Below are 20,308 nucleotides of genomic sequence, written 5' to 3' on the forward strand. Positions count from 1 at the left end.
CGGGGCGGGCCCTCCCGCCGGTGTCGTCATCGGCGGTCCGCCGGGGGCTGGACGCCCTGGTAGACGATCTTGTCGCGGGCGATCTGGTCACCGCCGTTCAGGGTGACCGGCCCGTGGTTCGCGATGCCGCCGCTCTGCCCGGGCGGTGGTGCGGGCGGCGGCGGTGGCCCTGGAGCCTCGACGGGCGAGGCCTCCGCCGGCCGCTCGGCGAGACCGGGCGGATACGAGTACCCCGGCACATGGATCCAGACCGGCTCGTCCCGCAGCTCCTTGGCATCGATCATGACCTTGCCGAAGGTGGACGAGTCGATGTGCGGGTACTCGTGCCGCACCACACTGCGATGGATCTCGTCGGAGACGATCAGCGCCATCGTCGCCCGCTTCGCCTTGGCCAGCGCCTCCTTCAACGGCGCCGCGTCGACCAGCCGCGCCGTCGTGTTGATCGCCTCGCCGATCCACCCGTCCTCGTCGCGCTCGCACAGTCCCTGGTGGACCGCGACCCGCAGGCGCATCCGGGCGACCTCGGACGTCATCCGTTCGTGTTGCCGCAGCGCCGCGTCGAGTTCCTTGACGAATCTGCCGGTCAGCCGCAGCGTCGACGTCCCGGGGTCGAGCAGGATGATGCCGTCACCGCGGTCCTCCTGCACGATGGCCGCCGGATCGAGGCCGGCCTCGTTCAGCGCGCTGCGGACGACCTGGTACATCGCGGTCCGCAGTTCCTTCTGGACCGGGTTCGGCCGGCGGCCGAATCCTTCGATGTCGACGATCGCGATGGCGTGGAACGTGGGTCCGGGCATGGAGCAGGCCTCCGAGCAACGAACGGAACGCAGAACTAGCACTGTGTGCAGTGTCTGCGGCGATGAAAAGGCCAGATGGCATGGAGGGTGAAACCGTGCTCCGCGCGGATGGAGCTGATCGGGATCCCGGATGTCAACGTACGGGTGCCGGGGGCCGCAAATCCAGGCCCCGGAAGCGAGAAAATGACTTCAAGCTACAAGCATGTGACGGAGTGCATGATCGGTGGACAGTGGACGTCGGCCGAACGGACGTTTCATCCGATGCCCGATTCGCCGGTCACTTCGACCCGGTGCTTCCCGGAGATCGGCAGCGCCGCGGGCCCCAGGGCCAGCCGGTCGGGCTGGAGCCGGACCTCCTCGAGGTCGTACACCCCGGGCACCGACAGCACCAGCCGCTTGATCGCGGCGGCCTCGACCACCCGGCCGAACTCCCAGGTCAGCGGATTGAGGTAGGCGTAGAGCTGATCCTCCACCGCCTGCCGGACCGTGTCGGCGCCGGTCCGCCCCTGGCCGATGACCTTTGCGGACACCGTGACCTGGCGGAAGAGCGGCACGCTCACATGCAGGCCGACCGCGAGCGGGCGGTGCGGCTCCAGTCGGGCGGCCACGGCCGCCAGCGTCTCCGGCGAAGGCGTCACATCGCTCACCGTGGGCCGCGACCTCACGGCCGCCGGTGGTCCGGCCACGAGCAGCACGCGTACGGCGGCGCGCTCCGGTTCCGGCAGGCAGTGCGCCCGCGCCACGGCCGGGTGAGCCGCCCGGGCCAGCCGCTCGAAGTCCGCCCCGGTGACGGCCCGGTCCCGTCCGCTGATCAACCGGGGGACCCGCCGCCACAGGTCGTCCGTGGACTCGGCGTCGCGCCCGCCCCCGGCCGGTGCCGGATGGTGGACTGTCACCCGTACCCCGGGCAGTCGCGTGCGGAGCACGCCCAGCGAGCCGGCGGCGACGTTGCCGGCCGAGCCACCGCCGGTCCAGTAACCGGCCCGCACGATCGCGCCCTCCGGCGGCACCGCGCCGGCGCCCTCGGCCGGGAAGCGCACCTCGCCCGCCGCGGTGATCCGAACCGGACACCGCTCCCAGCCTCTCTCGGTGCCCACCTCCACCACCGGCTCGGCGCCCGCCACGCCGGCCGGAGGGTGGCGCAGGCGGAAGACCTGCCCGGCCGTGCCGTCGCTGACGCCCAGCGGCTCGTCGCGGACCCAGCGACCGTGCGCGGCGAGGACGGTGGCCTCGGACCCGGTCACCCGGACCGGTGCGAGCGTGCGGAAGACGGGCTCGCCGGCGACGGTCGTCACCTCGGTGCCGGCCGGGATCTCGAAACCCGCGTCCGGCGCCGGATCGAACCGGAAGAGCAGCTCGGCGCGGGCCGCGACCGGGCCGGCCGGGGTCAGCCCGAGGAGCTCCAGCAGGCCGGGCCGCAGCGCCTCGGCCAGGCCGGAGAGCCGGGCGTGCAGCGAGTCCACCATGGTGGCGGCGGCGACCAGCACGGCGTCCTCGGCGGGCTCCGGCGGCCGGGGCGTGCCGGCCTCCGCCAGCCGCCGGCTGAACTCCTCGCGAGCCTGCCGGAGCAGGTCGGGAAACCGCCGATCGCCGTCTGTCATCGGTTCCCCCGCGGGTCCGGCTGTCGCGAATCTGTCAGGTGCCGGGCGAGATCCGCCACCGTCGCGTGCGGATGATGTAAACACGCAGGTGCTCGCTTCGTCGACCGTGGGTGGTGGGGTGTTTGTCTGATCCGACGGTGCTGCTGGTCGCCGCTGACAGCGAGCTGGAGCCGGGGGACTGGCAGTGGCCGCCCGCCCTGCGCTCGCTGCTGGACGCGCTCGCCGGCGAGGACGTCGAGGTGCGGGAGAGGTTCACCGCGTCGGACGGCCACAAGGGCGCCGCCTCGGAGATCGTCCTCGCGCTCGGCGGGTCCGGCGCGGTCGGCGCGGTGGTGACGATCGTGCTGCACTGGCTCACCCAGCGCAGCAGCCGCCGGGTCCAGGTGACGGTCGAGCGCGACGGTGACCGGTCCACCTACGACATCACGTCGACCGGGCTCGGGCAGGAAGCGGTCCGCGACATCACCCTCGCGGTGTTCGGACGCGACCCGGCGCCGGCCGACAGCGAACCGCCCGCCCTCGAGTCCGCCGAGGAGTGAGCCGGTGCGGCGCTACCGCGCGCTGCTCATCGGCAACGCGCAGTTTCCGGAGCACCCGGAGGAACTGCGCCCGCTCCTCGGCCCACCGACCGATCTGGAGCTTCTGCGCGAGGCGCTGACCGACCCGGTGCACGGCCTGCACGAGCCGGGTGACGTGACCGTGGTCGCCGAGGCGACCACGATGGTGGTCCGGACCGAGGTGGAGCGGTTCCTCTCCGGCGCGCGCCGCGACGACCAGGTCCTGGTCTACTACAGCGGGCACGGCTGGCTGACCGGCGCCACCGACCTGTACCTGTGCACGCGCGACACCCGGTTGGAGACGGTCCGGGCGACCACCCTGCACGCCGCCGACCTGGCCCACCAGATGCGCGACTGCGCGGCCGCCGCCCGGGTGCTGATCCTGGACTGCTGCTACTCCGGCAACTACCGGCACAAGGGCGGCGGCTCGCTGCCGGCGCTGCGGCTGGGCCGTGGCCAGGCGGTGCTCACCAGCTCCCGGCCCCACCGGTGGAGCGACGACGCACCCGGCGCGGGCCTGCCCAGCCCGTTCACCGGGCACCTGGTGGACGCGTTGCGCGGCGGCGCCCGGGACGCCGACGGCGACGGCCTGATCACCTCCGAGGACGTGTACGCCTATCTGCACGAGCGGATGCCCGACCCGCCGACCCGCTCGAACCAGCTGGTCGGGCAGGTGCCGCTGGCCCGCAGCCGGGTCGCGCCGGAGCGGGACGACGCCGAGGCGCTGCGGGTGGCGCTCGCCCGGCGGCACACCGACCCGGCCGGGGCGCTCGCCGATCTGCTGGAGATCTCCCGCACCGGGCGCGGTGACTGGGCGCTGCTGGCCGGGTTCCGGCACGCGGCGCTGGCCGAGGCCGGGGCGGACCGGGAGGCGGCGATCGCCGGGTACGCCCGCGTGGCCGGTGCGGGCCATCCGCACTGGTCGCCGGAGGCCGCGTTCCACCTGGGGCGGTGCCTGCTCGCCGCCGGCCGCGCCGAGCCGGCCGCCGAGGCCTGGCGTGACGCGGTGCGGGCCCGGCATCCGCGCTGGTCGCCGCGGGCGGCGCAGCGGCTCGGCGCGCTGCTGACGGCCATCCCCGGCGGGCTCGCCGAAGGCCTGGACCGCTATCGGTACGCGGTGGCGGCCAGCGCCGACCCGGCGATCGCCATGGAGTTCGGTGAGGTGCTGGAGCGCGCGGGCGAGGTCCCCGAGGCGCGGGCGCTGTATCAGCGAGTGGCGCTGGACAGCGATCCGCACTGGGCGAGGGCCGCCACCGGCCGGCTGGTCAGGTTGCCGTAGCGAGGGCCTCGGCCACCGCGCTCACGGCGGCCGCGGCGTCGTCGCCCTCGGCGTGCACGGTGACCGTGGCGCCGGCGTCCGCGCCCAGCGCCATCAGGCGCAGCGCGCTGCGGGCGCTGGCCGACTTCTCCCCGTGCCGGATCTCGACCGTCGCGGTGAAGCCGGAGGCGGCCCGCACCACCGCGCCGGCCGGCCGGGCGTGCAGGGCCGCCGGCAGCACCACGGCCGTCTCAGAACTTGGGGACATCACGGGCCTCCCGGGCGGCGTCGGCGACGGTCTGCAGATCAGCGCCGGTCGAGGCGAGCACCGCGGCGGCGACCGCGCCCTCCACGAACGGCGCGTCCACCAGCAGCGGCCCGGGCGGCAGATCCTCCAGAACGGTACGGGCGGTCAGCACCGCGCTGCCCAGGTCGGCCAGGACCAGCACGCCCGCCCCGGTGTCGGCCCGGGCCACGGCGGACTCGATCCGCTCGGCGGAGGTGCCGAGGTCACCGTCCTCCGTGCCGGCGGCCGGCTCCACCCGTACCTGGTCGGTGGCGACCTGCCGCAGCAGGTCGCGCACTCCCTCCGCCAGTTTCTCGCTGTGCGACACCAGCACGATCCCCACGAGCGCCATGTCTGTGGATGTTAGTCACTGAAAGTCTTGGCCTATCAGCTCAGCGCGACAATGCTGGGGGTCGAAGGGCACCGTCGCCCGTGGAAGGAGCCGGTCGTGAAGAAGTTCATCAACGATCCCGCCGACGTGGTGGCCGAGGCGCTCGCCGGGCTCGCCGCCGCCCATCCCGACGACCTGCGCGTCGACGTCACCGAGCGGTTCGTGACCCGGGCCGGCGCGCCCCGCCCCGGCAAGGTCGCCCTGGTGTCCGGCGGCGGTTCCGGCCACGAGCCGCTGCACGGTGGTTTCGTCGGCGCCGGGATGCTCGACGCCGCCTGTCCCGGCGAGGTCTTCACCTCCCCGGTGCCGGACCAGATCCTTGCCGCCACCAAGGCCGTCGACGGCGGCGCCGGCGTGGTGCACGTGGTGAAGAACTACACCGGTGACGTGATGAACTTCCAGCTCGCCGCGGAGCTCGCCGCCGACGAGGGGATCAGCGTGGAGACGGTGCTGGTCGACGACGACGTGGCGGTGGAGAACTCGACGTGGACGGCCGGCCGCCGCGGCACCGGCGCCACCCTGCTGGTGGAGAAGATCGCCGGCGCCCGAGCCGAGGAGGGCGGCAAGCTCGCCGAGGTCGCGGCGATCGGGCGTGAGGTCAACACGGCCTCGGCCTCGTTCGCGTACGCGCTGACCGCCTGCACCACCCCCGCCGCCGGGCAGCCCGGTTTCGACCTGCCGGCGGACGAGATCGAGGTCGGGGTCGGCATCCACGGCGAGCCCGGCCGGCGCCGGGAGAAGCTGCGCCCGGCCGGGGAGCTGGTCCGCTCCGCCCTCGACGCGATCCTCGAGGCCAAGCCGGTGGAGACCGGCGACCAGGTGATCGTGCTGGTCAACGGCCTGGGCGGCACCCCGCTGCTGGAGCTCTACCTGGTCTACGGCGAGGTCGCCACGGTGCTCGGCGAGCGCGGTGTGCGAATCGCCCGCCGGCTCGTCGGCAACTACGTGACCAGCCTCGACATGGCCGGCATGTCGCTGACCGTGACCCGGGCGACCGACGAGATGCTCCGCCTCTGGGACGCCCCGGTGCGCACCCCCGGCCTGCGCTGGGGTGCGTGAACGTGGACGTCGCTCTCGCTCTCGCCTGGCTGCGGGCCAGCGCCGGCGCTGTCGCCGCCGAGTCCGACCGGCTCACCCGGCTGGACTCGGCAATCGGCGACGGCGACCACGGGGTCAACCTGAACCGGGGTTTCGCCGCCGTGGTCGCGGCTCTCGACGCCACCCCGCCGGACGGGGTCGGCGCGGTCTTCGTCAAGGCGGGGACCACGCTGATCTCCAAGGTCGGTGGCGCGTCCGGCCCGCTCTACGGCAGCGCCCTGCGTGCCCTCGGCAAGGCCCTGCCACCGGGCACGGAGGTGGACCTGGCGGCGCTGGCCGGTGGGCTCAACGCGGGACTGGAGGCGGTCCGCAAGCTGGGCGGTGCGGAGCCGGGGGACAAGACGATCGTGGACGCGTACCGGCCGGCGCTGGACGCCTTCGAGCAGGCGGTGGCGGACGGGGCCGGCCTGACCGCGGCGGCCGCCGCGGCCGCCCGGGCCGCCGACGAGGGTGCGCGGGCGACCACGGCGATGCAGGCCCGCAAGGGCCGCGCCTCCTACCTGGGCGAGCGCAGCGTCGGCCACCAGGACCCGGGCGCCACCTCGACCGCGCTGATATTTCAGGCGCTCGCCGACGTCGCCTCCTGAGGTTCCTCAACCGGACTCGATTCATGCCGATTCTGCGGCCGTAGCGAGCTGACGGCGTACAGGAAGGTAAGAGGATGGGTTTGAGTGGGTTGTTCGACGACCGCTCCCTGCGGACGAAGATCGGTGCGGCGGCGCTGACCGCGACCGTGAGCGGCCTGCTCGTCGGTGGTCTGGCGATCAGTACGGTTTACGACCTGAACCGGGACGGCGCGGCCGCGCAGCGGCAGTCGCTGGCGATCGAGTCGGCCGTCGGGGCCTACAGCACCAACATCGAGGCCTTCGGTGCGAACGTCTCCGCCCTGAAGCTCTACCCGTCGCTGGCGGACGGCATCCAGAAGGGCATGGCGGCGAACCAGAAGGCGATCAGCGACGCGCTCGCCTCCCTGGAGACCAACCTGCCGGGTGACGCCACCGTCAGCAAGGCGAAGAAGGACTGGGAGGCGTACCTCAAGTTCATCAGCGCGAGCAACGCCGCCGAGGGCACGCCGGAGCAGCTGGCCGAGGCTCTCAAGGAGTACAACGCGCTGCGCGGGGCACTGCAGGAGGACCAGGCGGCGCTGAAGGCGCGGGCGGTCCAGCTGGCCGAGCAGAGCATCACCGACGCCGAGGAGGCCGGCAGCCAGGCCACCTGGACGATCGGTCTGCTGCTCGGCGCCGGTGTGCTGCTCAGCCTGGTGATCGGCTTCCGGGTCGCGGCCCGGGTCGGCGACACCGTGCGCAGCGTCTCGAAGCTCGCCGAAGGGCTGGCCGAGGGCGACCTGACCCGCACCTCCGGGGTCCGCACCCAGGACGAGATCGGCAAGATGGCCGCCGCGCTCGACCGGGGTATCGCCCGCCTGCGCGAGGACGTCGTCCTGCTGGCCGGCAACGCCACCACCCTGCAGACCGCGGCCGGCCAGCTCAGCTCGGTGTCGGTCGCCGTCGACGAGGCGGCCAACCAGGCGTCGGCGCAGGCCGGCACGGTCGCGGCCGCGGCCGACGTGGTCTCCAACAACCTGCAGATCGTCTCGGCCGGCTCCCAGGAGATGGGCTCGGCGATCCGCGACATCAGCGTCTCGACCTCCGAGGCGACCGAGGTCGCCGCCCAGGCGGTGCAGGTGGCCGAGGCGACCAACGCGATCGTGTCCCGGCTCGGCGACTCGTCCGCGGAGATCGCCACCGTGGTCAAGGTGATCACGAGCATCGCCGAGCAGACCAACCTGCTCGCGCTCAACGCCACCATCGAGGCGGCCCGGGCCGGCGAGCTCGGCAAGGGCTTCGCGGTGGTCGCCGGAGAGGTCAAGGACCTGGCCCAGGAGACCGCCAAGGCGACCGAGGACATCTCCAAGCGGGTGCAGGCGATCCAGACCGACACCAGCGGCGCGGTCACCGCGATCGGCGAGATCTCCACGATCATCGAGCGGATCAACGGCATCCAGCTGACCATCGCCTCGGCGGTGGAGGAGCAGACCGCGACCACGCAGGAGATGAACCGCACGCTCTCCGAGGCGGCGAGCGGCGCCGGCGACATCGCCGCCACGATCACCACGGTCTCCGACGCCACCCGCCGTACCACCGACACGGTCGGCGACACCCGGCACGCGGCCGAGGAGCTGACCGTCACCGCCGCGCAGCTCCAGTCGGTGGTCTCCCGCTTCCGCTACTGACCGGTGCACGGCTTCTGGTGCCGGCCGTCGACAGCTGCCAATGTGTAGCTACAGACGGCAGCACCGGAGGTCCGTGAGATGTACCCGCCCGAACCGTGGCAGTTGCGCGGTCAGATGTATCTGTCGGTCTTCCTGATTCCCCGGCGGCAGCTCCCGCAGCTGCCACCGGTTCTCGGCGCCTCGGTCCGCCCGCTCACCATCGGCGGCCGGGGTGTCGTCGGCGCCGCCTGGGTCAAGTACGAGCCGGGCGGCGTCCTGCATTACCAGGAGCTGCTCAGCTCGGTGCTCGTCCACGAGCGCGGCCGTCCCCGGGTCAGCATCACCGACATCTGGGTGGACAGCGTCGCCTCGCAGGAGGGCGGCCGGCGGCTCTGGGGCATCCCCAAGGAACTCGCCGAGTTCCAGATCGAGGCCGACGACGACCTGGTCGACGCGAACGCCAGCGCGGCCGGGCCGGCCGGCGCGCCGATCGGTTCGGCGCTGGTCCGGCTCAAGGGACGGCTGCCCGGCCGGTTCCCGCTCGGCCTGTCGGTCGCCCAGGCACTCGGCGAGCAGGTTCGGCGTACGCCGGTGCGCGGCCGCGCCGGACTACGGACCGCGAACGCCGCGTGGCGCCCCGACCCGAACGGCCCCCTCGGCTACCTGGCCGGCCGGCGCCCGGTGCTGAGCCTGGCGATCACCGACTTCTGGCTGGTCTTCGGCCGCACCGCCACCGACCGGGCTCGCTCGGCCCCGGCGAAGGCGCCGCACAAGGGCCGGACCACATCCTGATCACCCGTCCCCTGTACGGTTCGGCGGATGAACCATCACCACCATCACCGCGCGCCGGGTGACGGCCCGGCGCAGCCCCGCGCCAAGCGGCTCACCCTGCTCGTGCTGATCCCGGCGGTGCTGGTCACCGTGGTGGGCATGCTGCTGCTCTGGCCCCGCGACGCCCCTCAGGCGACCGAGGGCGACGGCCCGGCACGGGCGTTCGGCGAGGTCGTCGCGGTCGCCCCGGCCGAGTGCCCGCCGGTGCCGGAGGGGGAGACCCCGCTGGAGGACTGCGGCACCGTCACGGTGCGGCTGGACAGCGGTGAACAGGTCACCACCGACATGCCCGGCGGTCCCGGCGTACCGGAGGTGGCCGCCGGCGACGAGGTGGTGCTGCTGGCCCTGAACGGCCAGGACGGCACCGTCACCTATTCCATCGCGGACCACCAGCGGTCCCGCCAGCTGTGGCTGCTCGGGGCGGCGTTCGCCCTCGCGGTGATCGCGTTCGGCCGGTGGCGCGGGGTCACCGCGCTGGCCGGTCTCGCGGTCACCTTCGGCATCCTGCTCTGGTTCATCGTCCCGGCGATCCTGGACGGGCGCTCGCCGGTGCTGGTCGCGGTGGTCGGCGCCGCGGCGATCATGCTGGTGGTGCTGTACCTGACGCACGGCTTCTCCACCACCACGACGATCGCGGTGGCGGGCACGCTGGTCAGTCTCGCGATCACCGCGGTGCTGGCGGGCCTGGCGACCGCGGCGGTGAACCTGTCCGGGGTGGCCGACGAGACGTCGAACTATCTGACGATCACCCAGGGCGACGTCAACATGCAGGGCCTGCTGCTGGCCGGCATCGTGATCGGTTCGCTGGGCGTGCTGGACGACGTCACGGTCACCCAGTCGGCGACCGTGACCGAGCTGGCCGTGGCCAACCCGGCGTACCGGTTCCGGCAGCTCTACGGCGCGGCCACCCGGATCGGCCGGGCGCACATCGCCTCGGTGATCAACACGATCGTGCTCGCCTACGCCGGCGCCTCGCTGCCGTTGATGCTGCTCTTCGCGGCCGGCAACACCCCGGTCGGCGAGCTGCTCACCTCGCAGCTGATCGCGCAGGAGCTGGTGCGCAGCGCGGTCGGCACGATCGGCCTGGTCGCCGCGGTGCCGATCACCACGGCGCTGGCCGCCTATCTGGCGGCCCGCTCGGCCGGCCCGGCCGGCGGCGGCGCCGTACCCACCGTGGAAGAGGTACGGCGCCCGCCCGAGGAAGACCCGTGGGCCGCTTTCGTCGACCGGTGAGGTCCTACTTCTTGCTGCACTTCTTCCAGGCGATCCGGTAGACCGTGTTGATCGCGGCGTCGGTGGAGTCCATCGAGATGAAGCTGGTGTGCTTCTTCGCGTCCGAGCTGCCGCGGTTCACCCGCAATTCGGTGTTGATATTCAGGTAACGGCGCTCACCGCACGGCAGGAAGCTGAGCGAGGTGACGCCCACCTTGTCGGTGCGCTGCCAGACGTCGTCCATCGGGCCCTTGAAGTCGTGCCGGATCCGGGTGGTCTGGGAATGGCCCTGGAAGTAGTAGTTGGCGGCTTCCTGGGCCACCGCGCCCTTCTGCAGGTTCGCGTAACCGCGGTAGTCGGCGCTGGCGATCGCGAAGGTGAAACCGGACGGCACCTTGATGTCCAGGGCGAGCTGACAGTTCTTCCGGAAGTCGAGCGGGGTCGCCTCCGGGCCGACCTGCGCGGTGTACTTGGAGTACGTCACCGTGAACGCGGTGTTGTCCGGCGAGACCGCGAGTTCGGCGCTGCCCGGCGGGCAGCCCGAGCCGTTCGCGTTCACCACGTCGATGATCATCATCTCGTCGGGTGCCGGCACGGGCACGGCCTGCGCGGCCGGGGCCACGGCCAGCGCCGAGAGAAGCGCCACGCCGGCGGTCATGGAACGCAACATGAGAATTCCCCCCGTTGGGTTTCGTAATGCCATTCGCGGAACCGGAAAAAGGTTCGGAAAATAGGGCTCCCTAATCTTTTCCATTGCCCACCCTAGCGATCTGGAGAAAGGCCGCTACCGGCGCCGAGAACAGCAGTACGGGAGTTTGGGAAAGGCGGCCATTCGGCCCCGTTTACGCCAATGGCCGCCCACCCCGATGCTATTTGTGCTATCAGCCGGCCCGATCGGCGGCGAAACCGCTGGCGTCGCCGAGGAACTGGTTGTAGTTCAGGTGCGCCGCCAGGCTGGCGCCGCCCTGGCAGAACCGGTCGTTGCCGTTGCAGAACGACCGGGTCCGGTCGGCGACCGCGTCCAGCCGGCCCCGTCCCCGCGGAAAGACCCCGGACCGGTTGCCGTCGGTGACGTTGAACGCCTCCCCGGCGGTGAACGTCGGGTCGCCGAAGAGCAGCACCGCGGCGACCCGATCGAGGTCGCCGGCGAGCGGCCCGGTCACCGCGTCGCCCACCACGTCCGCGCCCTGGGAGTACCCGGTGAGCACGAACCTGGTCTCCGGGCACGCGGCGGCGGTGCGCTGCACCTTCGCGGTCAGGTCCGCCACGCCCTGCCGCACGCTGGCCGTGTAATTGAAGGAGGCCGGGTAGTCGACCGCCGTGGTCCGTACCGTCCCGGGCATTTCCCGGGTGATCCGCTGGGCGAGGGGAGTGAGGAGCACGCCCAGGCCGGGCCGCTCGGTGGTTCCGCGTGCGCCCAGCACCTCCACCTCGGCGCAGCCGTTCCGGGGCGCCTCCGCGGCGAAGGTCAGGGGTGCTACGGCCATCCCACCGACGGCCACGGCACCCGCCGCCACGAGTGTCACCATCCTGCTCTTGCGCATCTCGACGTCCTTCCGGTCGCGGGCAACTTCTGGCACCCGGTACGCAAGGAGCCCGCGGCGGGATCTGCGACGGCCGTCTCAGGTCATCAGGCGCCGGGTCAGCGCGGTGTGCCGCCGCCCGGCGCCGACCGTGCGGACCGCCGCCGCCAGGGCCCGGCGTGAGCCGACCAGCACGACCAGCTTCTTCGCCCGGGTGATCGCGGTGTAGAGCAGATTGCGCTGCAGCATCATCCAGGCGCTGGTGGTCAGTGGGATGACCACGGCCGGGTACTCCGATCCCTGCGAGCGGTGGATGGTGATCGCGTACGCGTGCGCCAGCTCGTCCAGTTCGTCGAAGTCGTAGTCGATCATTTCGTCCTCGTCCGTCCGTACGGTCAAGGTCTGCTCCTCGGGCGACAGCCCGGTCACGACGCCGACCGTGCCGTTGAAGACTCCCGCAACCCCCTTGTCGTAGTTGTTTCTGATCTGGGTGACCTTGTCGCCCACCCGGAACACCCGCCCGCCCATCCGCCGCTCCGGCAGGCCCTCGCGGGCCGGGGTGAGCTGCTGCTGCAGCAGCGTGTTGAGCGCGCCCGCGCCGGCCGGGCCGCGGTGCATCGGGGTGAGGATCTGGATGTCGCGGCGCGGGTCCAGACCGAATTTGCGCGGGATGCGGGTGCACGCCACGTCCACGGTGAGCGGCGCGGTCGCCTCGGTGTCGTCGCACGGGAAGAGGAAGAAGTCGCGCATCCCGTCGAACTTCGGCGGCCGGCCCTGATTGACCCGGTGCGCGTTGGTGACCACGCCGCTCTCCGCGGCCTGCCGGAAGATCTGGGTGAGGCGCACCCGGGGGATCACGTCGGCGGCGAGCAGGTCGCGCAGCACCTCGCCGGCGCCGACCGACGGCAGCTGGTCGACGTCGCCGACCAGCAGCAGGTGCGCACCCGGCGGAACGGCCTTGACCAGCTTGTTCGCCAGGATCAGATCGAGCATCGAGGCCTCGTCGACGACCAGCAGGTCGACGTCGAGCGGATTGTCCCGGTCGTAGGAGGCGTCGCCGCCGGGCTGCAGCTTCAGCAGGCGGTGCACGGTCGCGGCCGGGTGCCCGGTCAGCTCGGCGAGCCGCTTCGCGGCCCGGCCGGTCGGCGCCACCAGCTGGATCTTGGCCTGTTTGGCCGCGGCGAGTTCGACGATCGACCGTACGGTGAAGCTCTTGCCGCAGCCCGGCCCGCCGGTGAGCACCGCGACCTTCTCGGTGAGCGCGATCTTCACGGCCTGTTCCTGCTCTTGCGCCAGCGTCGAGCCGGTGCGCTGGTGCAGCCAGGCCAGGGCTCTGGTCCAGTCCACGCTGTGGAAGTGCGGCATCCTGTCGGACCTGTCGGACAGCTGCCGGATGAGCGTGGAGGCGAGCGACTGCTCGGCCCGGTGGAACGGGACCAGGTAGACGGCGTCCTCCTCGCGGACCACACCCTCCTCCGCCACCAGCTCGTCGAGGCAGGCGGGGATCAGGCCGCCCGGCACGTCCAGGATCTTGGTGGCCTCGGCGGTCAGCTGATCCACCGGCAGGAAGCAGTGGCCGTTGTCGGTGGCCTGCGACAGCGTGTACTGCAGGCCGGCCTTCACCCGTTCGGGGCTGTCGTGCGGGATGCCGACCGCCTGGGCGATCGTGTCGGCCGTCTTGAAGCCGATGCCCCACACGTCCGCGGCCAGCTTGTAGGGCGAGTTCTTCACCACGCTGATCGACGCGTCACCGTATTTCTTGTAGATCCGGACGGCGATCGAGGTGGAGACGCCGACCCCCTGGAGGAAGACCATCACCTCCTTGATCGCCTTCTGCTCGGCCCACGCCGCGGTGATCTTCGCGGTGCGTTTCGGGCCGAGTCCGGCCACCTCGATCAGCCGCTCCGGCGCCGTCTCGATGATCTCCAGCGTGTCGAGTCCGAAATGGTCGACGATCCGCTCGGCGAAGACCGGGCCGATGCCCTTGACCAGGCCGGAACCCAGATAGCGGCGAATGCCCTGTACGGTCGCGGGCAGCACCGTGGTGTAGGAGACGACCTCGAACTGCCGGCCGTACTGCGGGTGCGACGACCACCAGCCGTGCAGCCGCAGGCTCTCCCCGGGCTGCGCGCCGAGCAGCGCGCCGACCACGGTGAGCAGGTCGGAGCCGCTGCGCGAGGTGGCGACCCGGGCGACCGTGTAGCCGGTCTCCTCGTTCACATAGGTCAGCCGCTCCAGCACAGCTTCCAGCACGTGCGGGTCTTTGCGGTCTTTCGGTGGACTGCCGGACACGGAGCCCATCGTGCCGGGCGCTCTTTCACCGTGCGGCGGCAGGGCCTAGCGTGATCAACATGGCGCTCTTCGACCTCCCGCTGCCCGAGCTGCGTAGCTATCGCTCCCCGTCCCCGGAACCGCCCGGCTTCGACGCCTTCTGGTCCGGCACGCTCGACGGGGCACGCCAAGCGGCAACCCCGCCCGAGATCGCCGAGGTCTCCACCCCGCTGCGCGGCATCACCAGCTACGACGTGACCTTCTCCGGCTACGCCGGTCAGCCGGTCAAGGCATGGCTCAACGTTCCCGCCGGCGCCACCGGTCCGCTGCCGGTCGCTGTCGAGTTCATCGGGTACGGCGGTGGCCGCGGCCTGCCGATCGACTGGCTGCTCTGGGCCAGCGCCGGATATGCGCACCTGGTGATGGACACCCGTGGCCAGGGCGGCAGCTGGCGCGGCGGCGACACCCCCGACCCCGACGGGACCGGCGCCGGGCCGTCCACGCCCGGCTTCCTGACGCGCGGCGCGCTGGCCCCGGACACGCTGTACTACCGCCGGCTGATCACCGACGCGGTCCGGGCCGTCGAGACCGCGGCCGACCTGCCCGGCGTCGACGCCTCCCGCCTGGTGGTCACCGGCAAGAGCCAGGGCGGTGCGCTGTCCCTGGCGGCGGCCGGGCTCGTCCCGGACCGGGTGTCGGCGGTGGCCGCCGGCGTGCCGTTCCTCTGCGACATCCGCCGTGCCATCACCATCACCGACAGCGACCCGTTCCACGAGGTGGTGCGGTTCCTGCGGGTCAACCCGCACCTGGCGGCGCAGGTGCTGAACTCGCTCGACCACATCGACGTGGTGCACTTCGCCAAGCGGATCACCGCGAAGACGATCGTGTCGGTCGCCCTGATGGACGCGGTGTGCCCGCCGTCCGGGGTGTTCGCCGCCTACAACGCGATCGGGGCGGCTTCGGCCGCGAAACAGATCGAGGTCTTCGAGTGGGACGGGCACGAGGGAGGCCGCGGCTTCTTCGACACCGCGGCCCTCGAGTTCGTCTCCTCCTGACAGGTCCCGGGTCCGCCACCGCGGACCCGGACCATCAGCTCAGATCAGGGCACGCAGCACGCTGATGCCGAGGAACAGCACGATGAACGCCAGGTCGATGCCGACACCACCGAAGCGCAGCGGCGGCAGCACCCGGCGCACCGGCGCCAGAATCGGCTCGGTGACCGCGGTCACCCCGCTCGTCGCCCGGGACCGGAACGAACCGGGCATCGCCGGACCGGCCAGCACCCCACTCCAGTCCAGCACCGCCCGCGCGACCAGCAGCAGCTGAACGGCGAGCAGAACCAGGTTGACCAGGGCGAGAAGACCCATCAGTACCTCCATCAGCGGGATGTCCTCCCACTATGCGGTGGTTTCCTGTGGGCTGGCTGAGCAGCGGTTTCAGTTGAAGTGATCCGGGTGCGGCCCGGTCCGCCCGTCACACTCCAGGGCGTCGATCGCCGTCATCTCCTCGGCGGTGAGTTCGAAGTCGAACAGCGCCAGGTTCTGCCTGATCCGCTCCGGCGTCACCGACTTCGGGATGATCACCCGCCCCTGCTGGACGTGCCACCGCAGCACCACCTGCGCCGGCGTGCGATCGTGCGCGGTGGCGATCGACGTGATGGCCGGATCGTCCAGCACCCCCGCCTGCGCCAGCGGACTCCACGCCTCGGTCACCACGCCGAGCGCGGCGTTCGCCTCCTGCGCCGCCCGCTGCTGCAGCTGCGGATGCACCTCGATCTGGTTGACCGCCGGAACCGTGCCGCCCAGGTCGGCCACCGCCCGCAGATGCTCCGGCAGGAAGTTGGAGACGCCGATCGCCCGGATCCGGCCCTGCTGGTACAGGTTGTCCAGCGCCCGCCAGGTGTCCAGGTACTTTCCGCGCTTCGGCGTCGGCCAGTGGATCAGGTACAGGTCGAGCACGTCCAGACCGAGCCGCGCCACACTGGCGTCGAAGGCGCGCAGCGTCTGGTCGTACCCCTGATCGCTGTTCCAGAGCTTGGTGGTGATGAAAAGCTCGTCCCGCGGCACCCCGCTGGCCTTCAGCGCGGCGCCGACGCCCGCCTCGTTCGCGTAGGCCGCCGCCGTGTCGATGCTGCGATATCCCGCCTCCAGCGCGGTGCTGACCGCGGCCGCGGTCTCCGCCTCCGGAATCTGAAAGACACCGAACCCGACCTGCGGCATCGTCAGGCCGTTGTTGAGCGTGATGCTTGGCGTGCCCGCCATGGGGAGCCCTCCCGAAGTGGTCGCGGTGCGCGCCGAGGCGCGCGCTCGCCTCTACTTCTACCCCCTTTCCGGTACGCGCGGCGGGTGGTGGCCGAGGCCTTCGCCGGTGACGAGCGCGCCGGTGCCGGCGCCTCATCACCAGCCAGGGCGTCAGGAGGTCTCAGCTTGCCGCATGCATGCGAACCGGCGCGCGAGGTGGGGCCGGGGTGGTGGACGGCCCGGATGGCCGGCGGCGACATCGAGTGCGGCCGTGTGCGGGGTGAGCCGGCCCGGGCCGAGCTGAGCTGAAGGAAGCGGTGCTCGCCGGGGTCCGCCGGTCGAGCTCTCCGAAAGGGCGACCCCGACAGGCCGGCGGCCGGTCGTGTCGCTGGGGTCCGCGGCTGCTCGCTCTTCGTTGTCCTGCGCAGGCCAGATCAAGCACGTGTTGTCGCGCCCAAGCCGGGCCGGGCGCTCGTTGTCGTGCGTGAACCGGATCGGGCGCTCGTTGTCGCGCCGAAGCCGGGCCGGGCGCTCGTTGTCGTGCGTGAACCGGATCGGGCGCTCGTTTTTGCGCCCAAGACCGGTGGCACCGGGTCCGTCGATTCCGGCGTGCTGCGGGCTTGACCCGGCCTTCGGCCGCGTCCGGGCTGGTGGTTGCCACCGATAGGCGTTCCCGTGCGCCAGCCCGGCCAGGAGGCGCTCAGCGATCCGTGGCGCCCTGGTTCGCCTTGCTCCCGGAGGCGACTCGCGCTCGCCCCGGCAGATCCGAACGGACCGGAGCGCTATGTTCCGACCGGTCTGGCTGCGGTATGACCCGGCAGTTGGTGCGTGTTCGGCCTGGCAGATTTGGGCGGAGCGGAGCGTTATGTTCCGACCGGTTCGGCGTCGGCGGGGCCGGGCTGCCGGGCTGCGGGCGAACAGGGCTGGTGGGCGGTCTGCCGGGGCAGGGGCCGGCGACCGCGTCGGTGGGCTCACAGCCCGACCAGCCTGCGTGTCGTGGCCCGCCGCCGGTGACCGGTCCGGTCCAGTTCCCGCGAGCGGGATTCCAGGTCCCGCGACAGCCCGGCCGCCGGCCGGGCTGAAGGCGCTGCGGGCCGGATCACCGCGGGCGAGCCACCGTCGCGGACTGCGAGATCCGCCGCGGGCAGCACCGCGCCGCCGGCTCGGATGCCTGCCGGTCCTGCCACGCCGGCTTGGATGCCTGCCGGTCCTGCCGCGCCGGCTTGGATGCCTGTCGGTCCTGCCGGGCCGCCGGCTTGGATGCCGGCGGGTCCTGCCGCGCCGGTGGGGTGGGTGCCTGCTTGTCCCACCGTGCCGGTGCTAGGTGTGGGGCCGGCGCGATGGGGAAGTAACGCCGCGCCGGGAAAGTGGGTGGGTGTGGCGCCGGCCTCCTGGGGAAGGAGCGCCGCGCCGCCGGAAGCGGTCGGGGAACCGCCTTCGGCGTGGGGGAAGGGATGGGGGATGTCGCCGCCGGGGGCGGTGAGGTGCGGGGATTGGCGGCCGCCGGCCTCCTGGGGAGGCCCCGCCGGTTCGCTGCCGGCGGGGGCCTCGGTCGTGCTCCGGGATCCGGCAACCGGCATCGCCTCGGCTCGATTCATGGCGCTCATTATTGATGAACGTGCATTTAACGCAAGCCCTCCCGGAGTGCCTGTAACGGCGCGGAAACAACTTTCCTCAGAACGGGTACGCCGGCGGCTTGTCGCGGACGGTGACCCAGCGGGTCTCGGTGAAGGCTTCGATGTTGGCCGCCGCACCGCCGAAACGGGACCCGGTCCCGGAGGCCGCGACCCCGCCGAACGGGCTGTTCGCCTCGTCGCTGACGGTCTGGTCGTTGATGTGCACGATGCCGGTGGGGATCCGGTCGGCCAGGGCGAGACCCCGCATCACGTCGCGGGTCACGATGCCCAGTGACAGACCGTACTCGCTGGCGGTGGCGAGCCGGACCGCCTCCTCGGCGTCGCGGAAACGTAGCACCGGGGCGACCGGGCCGAAGATCTCCTCGGTGAACGCCGGGGCGTCGTCGGAGACGTCGGCGAGGACCGTGGGGGAGTAGAAGAGGTTCTCGTACCGGCCGCCGGCCGCGACCCGTGAGCCGTAGGAAGCGGACCGCGTCACCACGCTGTGGATCTTGTCGCGCTGGGCGGCGTCGATGATCGGGCCGAGCACGACGGTCTCCCGGTTCGGGTCGCCGACCGGCAGCGCCTCCGCCTTGGCCGCGAGCCGGGCCACGAACTCGTCGTAGACCCGGTCGTGGACCAGGTGCCGCCCGGTGGTCATGCAGATCTGGCCCTGGTGGAACCAGGAGCCGAAGGATGCCGCGTCCACCGCCGCGCCGACGTCGGCGTCGTCGAGCACGACCAGCGCCGAGTTGCCGCCGAGCTCGAGGTGGGCGCGCTTGAGGTGCTCACCGGCGAGCGCGCCGACCCGGCGGCCGGCCGCGGTGGAGCCGGTGAACGAGATGACCCGCACCAGCGGGTGGGTGACCAGGGCCTCGCCGACCTCGGCGCCGCCGGGCAGCACCTGGAGCAGGCCGTCCGGCAGGCCGGCCTCCTCGAAGATCCGGGCGAGGGTGGCGCCGCCGGTCACCGCGGTCCGCGGGTCCGGCTTGAGCAGCACCGCGTTGCCCAGCGCCAGGGCCGGCGCGACCGACCGGATGGCCAGGATGATCGGCACGTTGAACGGGGCGATCACCGCCACCACCCCGGCCGGGACCCGCCGCGACATGGACAGCCGCGGCTCCTCGCTGGGCAGCAGTTCCCCGTACGGGCGGCTGGGCAGTGAGGCGGCCTCGTAGCACTCCTGCTCGGCGACGTGCAGGGCGAACCCGGCCATCGGCGGGATCGCGCCGACCTCGCGCACGTTCCACCGGGAGATCTCCTCGGCGTGCTCGCCCCAGAGCTGGGCCGCCCGCCGCAGCACCGCCGCGCGGGCCGGGTGCGGGGTCGCCGCCCAGCTCTTCTGCGCCTCGGCGGCGCGCCGGGCGGCCTCGTCGACGTCTTCGGGGGTGGCCCGCCCGATCCGGCCGAGGACGTCGCCGGTGGCGGGTTCGACGACGTCGTACGCCTCCCCCCGTCCCGGCTTCCACTCGCCGCCGATGAAGATGTTTCCGGTCCAGGTCTTGTCGTCGAGGAGCATCGGTGCTCGCCTCCCGTTGTGCAGGGTGCGCTGACGGTATGCCCGTGTTTCCGGCAGATCAACGGAGTGTTCGACTCATCCGAACGCCGTTATCGGTAGCCGAGACGGTGGGAGATCTCCGCGGCCGTGTTCCGCAGCGGCCGCTCCAGGCGGGCCACCACGGTGTCCGCGGTGGTGGACCAGACCGTCAGGTGCACCGCGATGTTGATCGCCGCCACCACCTGCCCGGTCCGGTCGCGGACCGGCGCGGCCACCGAGCGCAGCCCGGACGCCAGCTCCTCGTCGTTGACGGCGACCCCGCTCTGCCGGATCCGGCTCAGCGCGGCGGTGAGCTGTTCCCGGTTGGTGAGCGTCTTCGGCCCGCGGCGCGCGAAGTCGGTACGGTCCAGCAGCCCGCGCAGCACCCCCGGCTCCTGGTACGCCAGCAGCACCTTCCCCATCGACGTGCAGTACGCCGGCAGCCGCGACCCGACGTGCAGGTTCAGCCCCATCGCGAACCCGGCGGCCCGCCCGCTGCGCCGCCGCTCCACATAGATGATGTCGGTGCCGTCCAGCACCGCCATGCTCACCGTGTAGCCGGTCTCGTCGGCGAGCGCCTGCAGGTACGGCGCCGCCGCCCGGTTGATCTCCAGAGCGTTGATCGCGGCGAACCCCAGGTCCACCACCCGCGGCCCCAGCGCGTACTTCTTCGTCTCCGGGTCCTGCTGCAGGTAGCCGAGCCGGGCCAGGGTCGCCACGTACCGGTGGGTGGTGCTCTTGTTCAGCGAGACGGCCCGGGACAGGTCGGCGATGCCGAGCACCGGCCGCGACTCGCTGAACGACGACAGGATGGTCAGCCCGCGCTCCAGGGACTGGGAGAACGCGGCGCTGGAGGCGGGTTCCTCATCGGCGGCCAT

Annotated in this window: 20 protein-coding genes; 8 read left to right on the forward strand and 12 right to left on the reverse strand. The window is 72.3% G+C overall.

The window, feature by feature from the left end:
• Positions 1–26: 26 nt before the first annotated feature.
• Together AB0F81_RS08005 and AB0F81_RS08010 are read right to left on the reverse strand one after the other, a co-directional pair.
• Positions 27–797, reverse strand: a complete 771-nt coding sequence (locus AB0F81_RS08005) for a hypothetical protein (RefSeq protein WP_360192789.1) — start codon at positions 795–797, stop codon at positions 27–29.
• Positions 798–1,051: 254 nt separating this feature from the next.
• Entirely contained in the window at positions 1,052–2,398 is a 1,347-nt protein-coding gene (locus AB0F81_RS08010; protein WP_360192792.1) for a baseplate J/gp47 family protein, read from the reverse strand.
• A 122-nt stretch (positions 2,399–2,520) separates the two neighbouring features.
• Between AB0F81_RS08010 and AB0F81_RS08015 the strand changes: the two genes are divergently transcribed.
• Both AB0F81_RS08015 and AB0F81_RS08020 read left to right on the forward strand, forming a co-directional pair.
• Positions 2,521–2,937 carry a hypothetical protein gene (locus AB0F81_RS08015; RefSeq protein WP_360192794.1) on the forward strand — a complete coding sequence of 139 codons (417 nt, stop codon included), beginning with the start codon at positions 2,521–2,523 and terminating at the stop codon, positions 2,935–2,937.
• 4 nt (positions 2,938–2,941) lie between these two features.
• Positions 2,942–4,234 carry a caspase family protein gene (locus AB0F81_RS08020; protein WP_360192797.1) on the forward strand — a complete coding sequence of 431 codons (1,293 nt, stop codon included), beginning with the start codon at positions 2,942–2,944 and terminating at the stop codon, positions 4,232–4,234.
• On the opposite strand, the gene AB0F81_RS08025 is transcribed toward AB0F81_RS08020, so the two are convergent.
• On the reverse strand, positions 4,221–4,481 hold the full coding sequence (locus AB0F81_RS08025) for an HPr family phosphocarrier protein (protein WP_360192800.1): 261 nt from the start codon (positions 4,479–4,481) through the stop codon (positions 4,221–4,223). The genes AB0F81_RS08020 and AB0F81_RS08025 overlap by 14 nt on opposite strands.
• Positions 4,465–4,851 (reverse strand): dihydroxyacetone kinase phosphoryl donor subunit DhaM, encoded by a 387-nt coding sequence (gene dhaM / locus AB0F81_RS08030; protein WP_360192802.1) that lies wholly within the window; start codon positions 4,849–4,851, stop codon positions 4,465–4,467. The genes AB0F81_RS08025 and dhaM overlap by 17 nt, the downstream gene beginning before the upstream one ends.
• Positions 4,852–4,947: 96 nt before the next feature.
• Here dhaM and dhaK point away from each other — a divergent pair, with 96 nt between their 5' ends.
• The 5 genes from dhaK (at position 4,948) to AB0F81_RS08055 (ending at position 10,264) form a co-directional block, all read left to right on the forward strand.
• Positions 4,948–5,949, forward strand: a complete 1,002-nt coding sequence (gene dhaK, locus AB0F81_RS08035; protein WP_360192805.1) for a dihydroxyacetone kinase subunit DhaK — start codon at positions 4,948–4,950, stop codon at positions 5,947–5,949.
• 2 nt (positions 5,950–5,951) lie between these two features.
• Positions 5,952–6,575 carry a dihydroxyacetone kinase subunit DhaL gene (gene dhaL, locus AB0F81_RS08040; RefSeq protein ID WP_360192808.1) on the forward strand — a complete coding sequence of 208 codons (624 nt, stop codon included), beginning with the start codon at positions 5,952–5,954 and terminating at the stop codon, positions 6,573–6,575.
• A 74-nt stretch (positions 6,576–6,649) separates the two neighbouring features.
• Positions 6,650–8,221, forward strand: a complete 1,572-nt coding sequence (locus AB0F81_RS08045) for a methyl-accepting chemotaxis protein (RefSeq protein ID WP_360192811.1) — start codon at positions 6,650–6,652, stop codon at positions 8,219–8,221.
• Positions 8,222–8,299: 78 nt separating this feature from the next.
• On the forward strand, positions 8,300–8,992 hold the full coding sequence (locus AB0F81_RS08050; RefSeq protein ID WP_360192814.1) for an acetoacetate decarboxylase family protein: 693 nt from the start codon (positions 8,300–8,302) through the stop codon (positions 8,990–8,992).
• Positions 8,993–9,019: 27 nt separating this feature from the next.
• The gene (locus AB0F81_RS08055; RefSeq protein ID WP_360192817.1) at positions 9,020–10,264 is read left to right on the forward strand and encodes a YibE/F family protein; all 1,245 of its coding nucleotides are present in this window, start codon (positions 9,020–9,022) and stop codon (positions 10,262–10,264) included.
• Positions 10,265–10,268: 4 nt separating this feature from the next.
• Here AB0F81_RS08055 and AB0F81_RS08060 read toward each other — a convergent pair whose 3' ends face one another.
• The 3 genes from AB0F81_RS08060 to AB0F81_RS08070 all read right to left on the reverse strand — a co-directional run bounded on the left by AB0F81_RS08060 (position 10,269) and on the right by AB0F81_RS08070 (position 14,058).
• Positions 10,269–10,913 (reverse strand): DUF4360 domain-containing protein, encoded by a 645-nt coding sequence (locus AB0F81_RS08060; protein ID WP_360192819.1) that lies wholly within the window; start codon positions 10,911–10,913, stop codon positions 10,269–10,271.
• A 211-nt stretch (positions 10,914–11,124) separates the two neighbouring features.
• Complete coding sequence (locus AB0F81_RS08065) at positions 11,125–11,787, reverse strand: cutinase family protein (protein WP_360192822.1); 663 nt, start codon at positions 11,785–11,787, stop codon at positions 11,125–11,127.
• Positions 11,788–11,865: 78 nt separating this feature from the next.
• Positions 11,866–14,058, reverse strand: a complete 2,193-nt coding sequence (locus tag AB0F81_RS08070; protein ID WP_360192826.1) for an ATP-dependent RecD-like DNA helicase — start codon at positions 14,056–14,058, stop codon at positions 11,866–11,868.
• A 59-nt stretch (positions 14,059–14,117) separates the two neighbouring features.
• Between AB0F81_RS08070 and AB0F81_RS08075 the strand changes: the two genes are divergently transcribed.
• Entirely contained in the window at positions 14,118–15,092 is a 975-nt protein-coding gene (locus AB0F81_RS08075; RefSeq protein ID WP_360192829.1) for an acetylxylan esterase, read from the forward strand.
• A gap of 39 nt (positions 15,093–15,131) precedes the next feature.
• Here AB0F81_RS08075 and AB0F81_RS08080 read toward each other — a convergent pair whose 3' ends face one another.
• The 5 genes from AB0F81_RS08080 to AB0F81_RS08100 all read right to left on the reverse strand — a co-directional run bounded on the left by AB0F81_RS08080 (position 15,132) and on the right by AB0F81_RS08100 (position 20,308).
• On the reverse strand, positions 15,132–15,404 hold the full coding sequence (locus AB0F81_RS08080) for a YggT family protein (RefSeq protein WP_360192832.1): 273 nt from the start codon (positions 15,402–15,404) through the stop codon (positions 15,132–15,134).
• Between the two features lie 69 nt (positions 15,405–15,473).
• A complete protein-coding gene (locus AB0F81_RS08085; protein WP_360192834.1) occupies positions 15,474–16,298 on the reverse strand; it encodes an aldo/keto reductase in 825 nt (274 codons plus the stop codon).
• 950 nt (positions 16,299–17,248) lie between these two features.
• Positions 17,249–17,464 carry a hypothetical protein gene (locus tag AB0F81_RS08090; RefSeq protein ID WP_360192836.1) on the reverse strand — a complete coding sequence of 72 codons (216 nt, stop codon included), beginning with the start codon at positions 17,462–17,464 and terminating at the stop codon, positions 17,249–17,251.
• A gap of 487 nt (positions 17,465–17,951) precedes the next feature.
• Positions 17,952–19,412, reverse strand: a complete 1,461-nt coding sequence (locus AB0F81_RS08095) for a benzaldehyde dehydrogenase (protein WP_360192839.1) — start codon at positions 19,410–19,412, stop codon at positions 17,952–17,954.
• Positions 19,413–19,501: 89 nt separating this feature from the next.
• On the reverse strand, positions 19,502–20,308 hold the full coding sequence (locus AB0F81_RS08100; RefSeq protein ID WP_360192842.1) for an IclR family transcriptional regulator: 807 nt from the start codon (positions 20,306–20,308) through the stop codon (positions 19,502–19,504).

It is taken from the genome of Actinoplanes sp. NPDC024001, assembly GCF_040638955.1.
Lineage (GTDB): Bacteria > Actinomycetota > Actinomycetes > Mycobacteriales > Micromonosporaceae > Actinoplanes.

Bases quoted from the DNA above. Each gene is read 5' to 3' on its own strand.
- AB0F81_RS08045 (WP_360192811.1), top strand. From the start codon at position 6,650: ATGGGTTTGAGTGGGTTGTTCGACGACCGCTCCCTGCGGACGAAGATC.
- AB0F81_RS08085 (WP_360192834.1), bottom strand. From the start codon at position 16,298: ATGGCGGGCACGCCAAGCATCACGCTCAACAACGGCCTGACGATGCCG.
- AB0F81_RS08065 (WP_360192822.1), bottom strand. From the start codon at position 11,787: ATGCGCAAGAGCAGGATGGTGACACTCGTGGCGGCGGGTGCCGTGGCC.
- AB0F81_RS08095 (WP_360192839.1), bottom strand. From the start codon at position 19,412: ATGCTCCTCGACGACAAGACCTGGACCGGAAACATCTTCATCGGCGGC.
- dhaM (WP_360192802.1), bottom strand. From the start codon at position 4,851: ATGGCGCTCGTGGGGATCGTGCTGGTGTCGCACAGCGAGAAACTGGCG.
- AB0F81_RS08080 (WP_360192832.1), bottom strand. From the start codon at position 15,404: ATGGGTCTTCTCGCCCTGGTCAACCTGGTTCTGCTCGCCGTTCAGCTG.
- AB0F81_RS08005 (WP_360192789.1), bottom strand. From the start codon at position 797: ATGCCCGGACCCACGTTCCACGCCATCGCGATCGTCGACATCGAAGGA.
- AB0F81_RS08075 (WP_360192829.1), top strand. From the start codon at position 14,118: ATGGCGCTCTTCGACCTCCCGCTGCCCGAGCTGCGTAGCTATCGCTCC.
- AB0F81_RS08050 (WP_360192814.1), top strand. From the start codon at position 8,300: ATGTACCCGCCCGAACCGTGGCAGTTGCGCGGTCAGATGTATCTGTCG.
- AB0F81_RS08025 (WP_360192800.1), bottom strand. From the start codon at position 4,481: ATGTCCCCAAGTTCTGAGACGGCCGTGGTGCTGCCGGCGGCCCTGCAC.
- AB0F81_RS08055 (WP_360192817.1), top strand. From the start codon at position 9,020: ATGAACCATCACCACCATCACCGCGCGCCGGGTGACGGCCCGGCGCAG.
- AB0F81_RS08010 (WP_360192792.1), bottom strand. From the start codon at position 2,398: ATGACAGACGGCGATCGGCGGTTTCCCGACCTGCTCCGGCAGGCTCGC.
- AB0F81_RS08100 (WP_360192842.1), bottom strand. From the start codon at position 20,308: ATGGCCGCCGATGAGGAACCCGCCTCCAGCGCCGCGTTCTCCCAGTCC.
- AB0F81_RS08060 (WP_360192819.1), bottom strand. From the start codon at position 10,913: ATGTTGCGTTCCATGACCGCCGGCGTGGCGCTTCTCTCGGCGCTGGCC.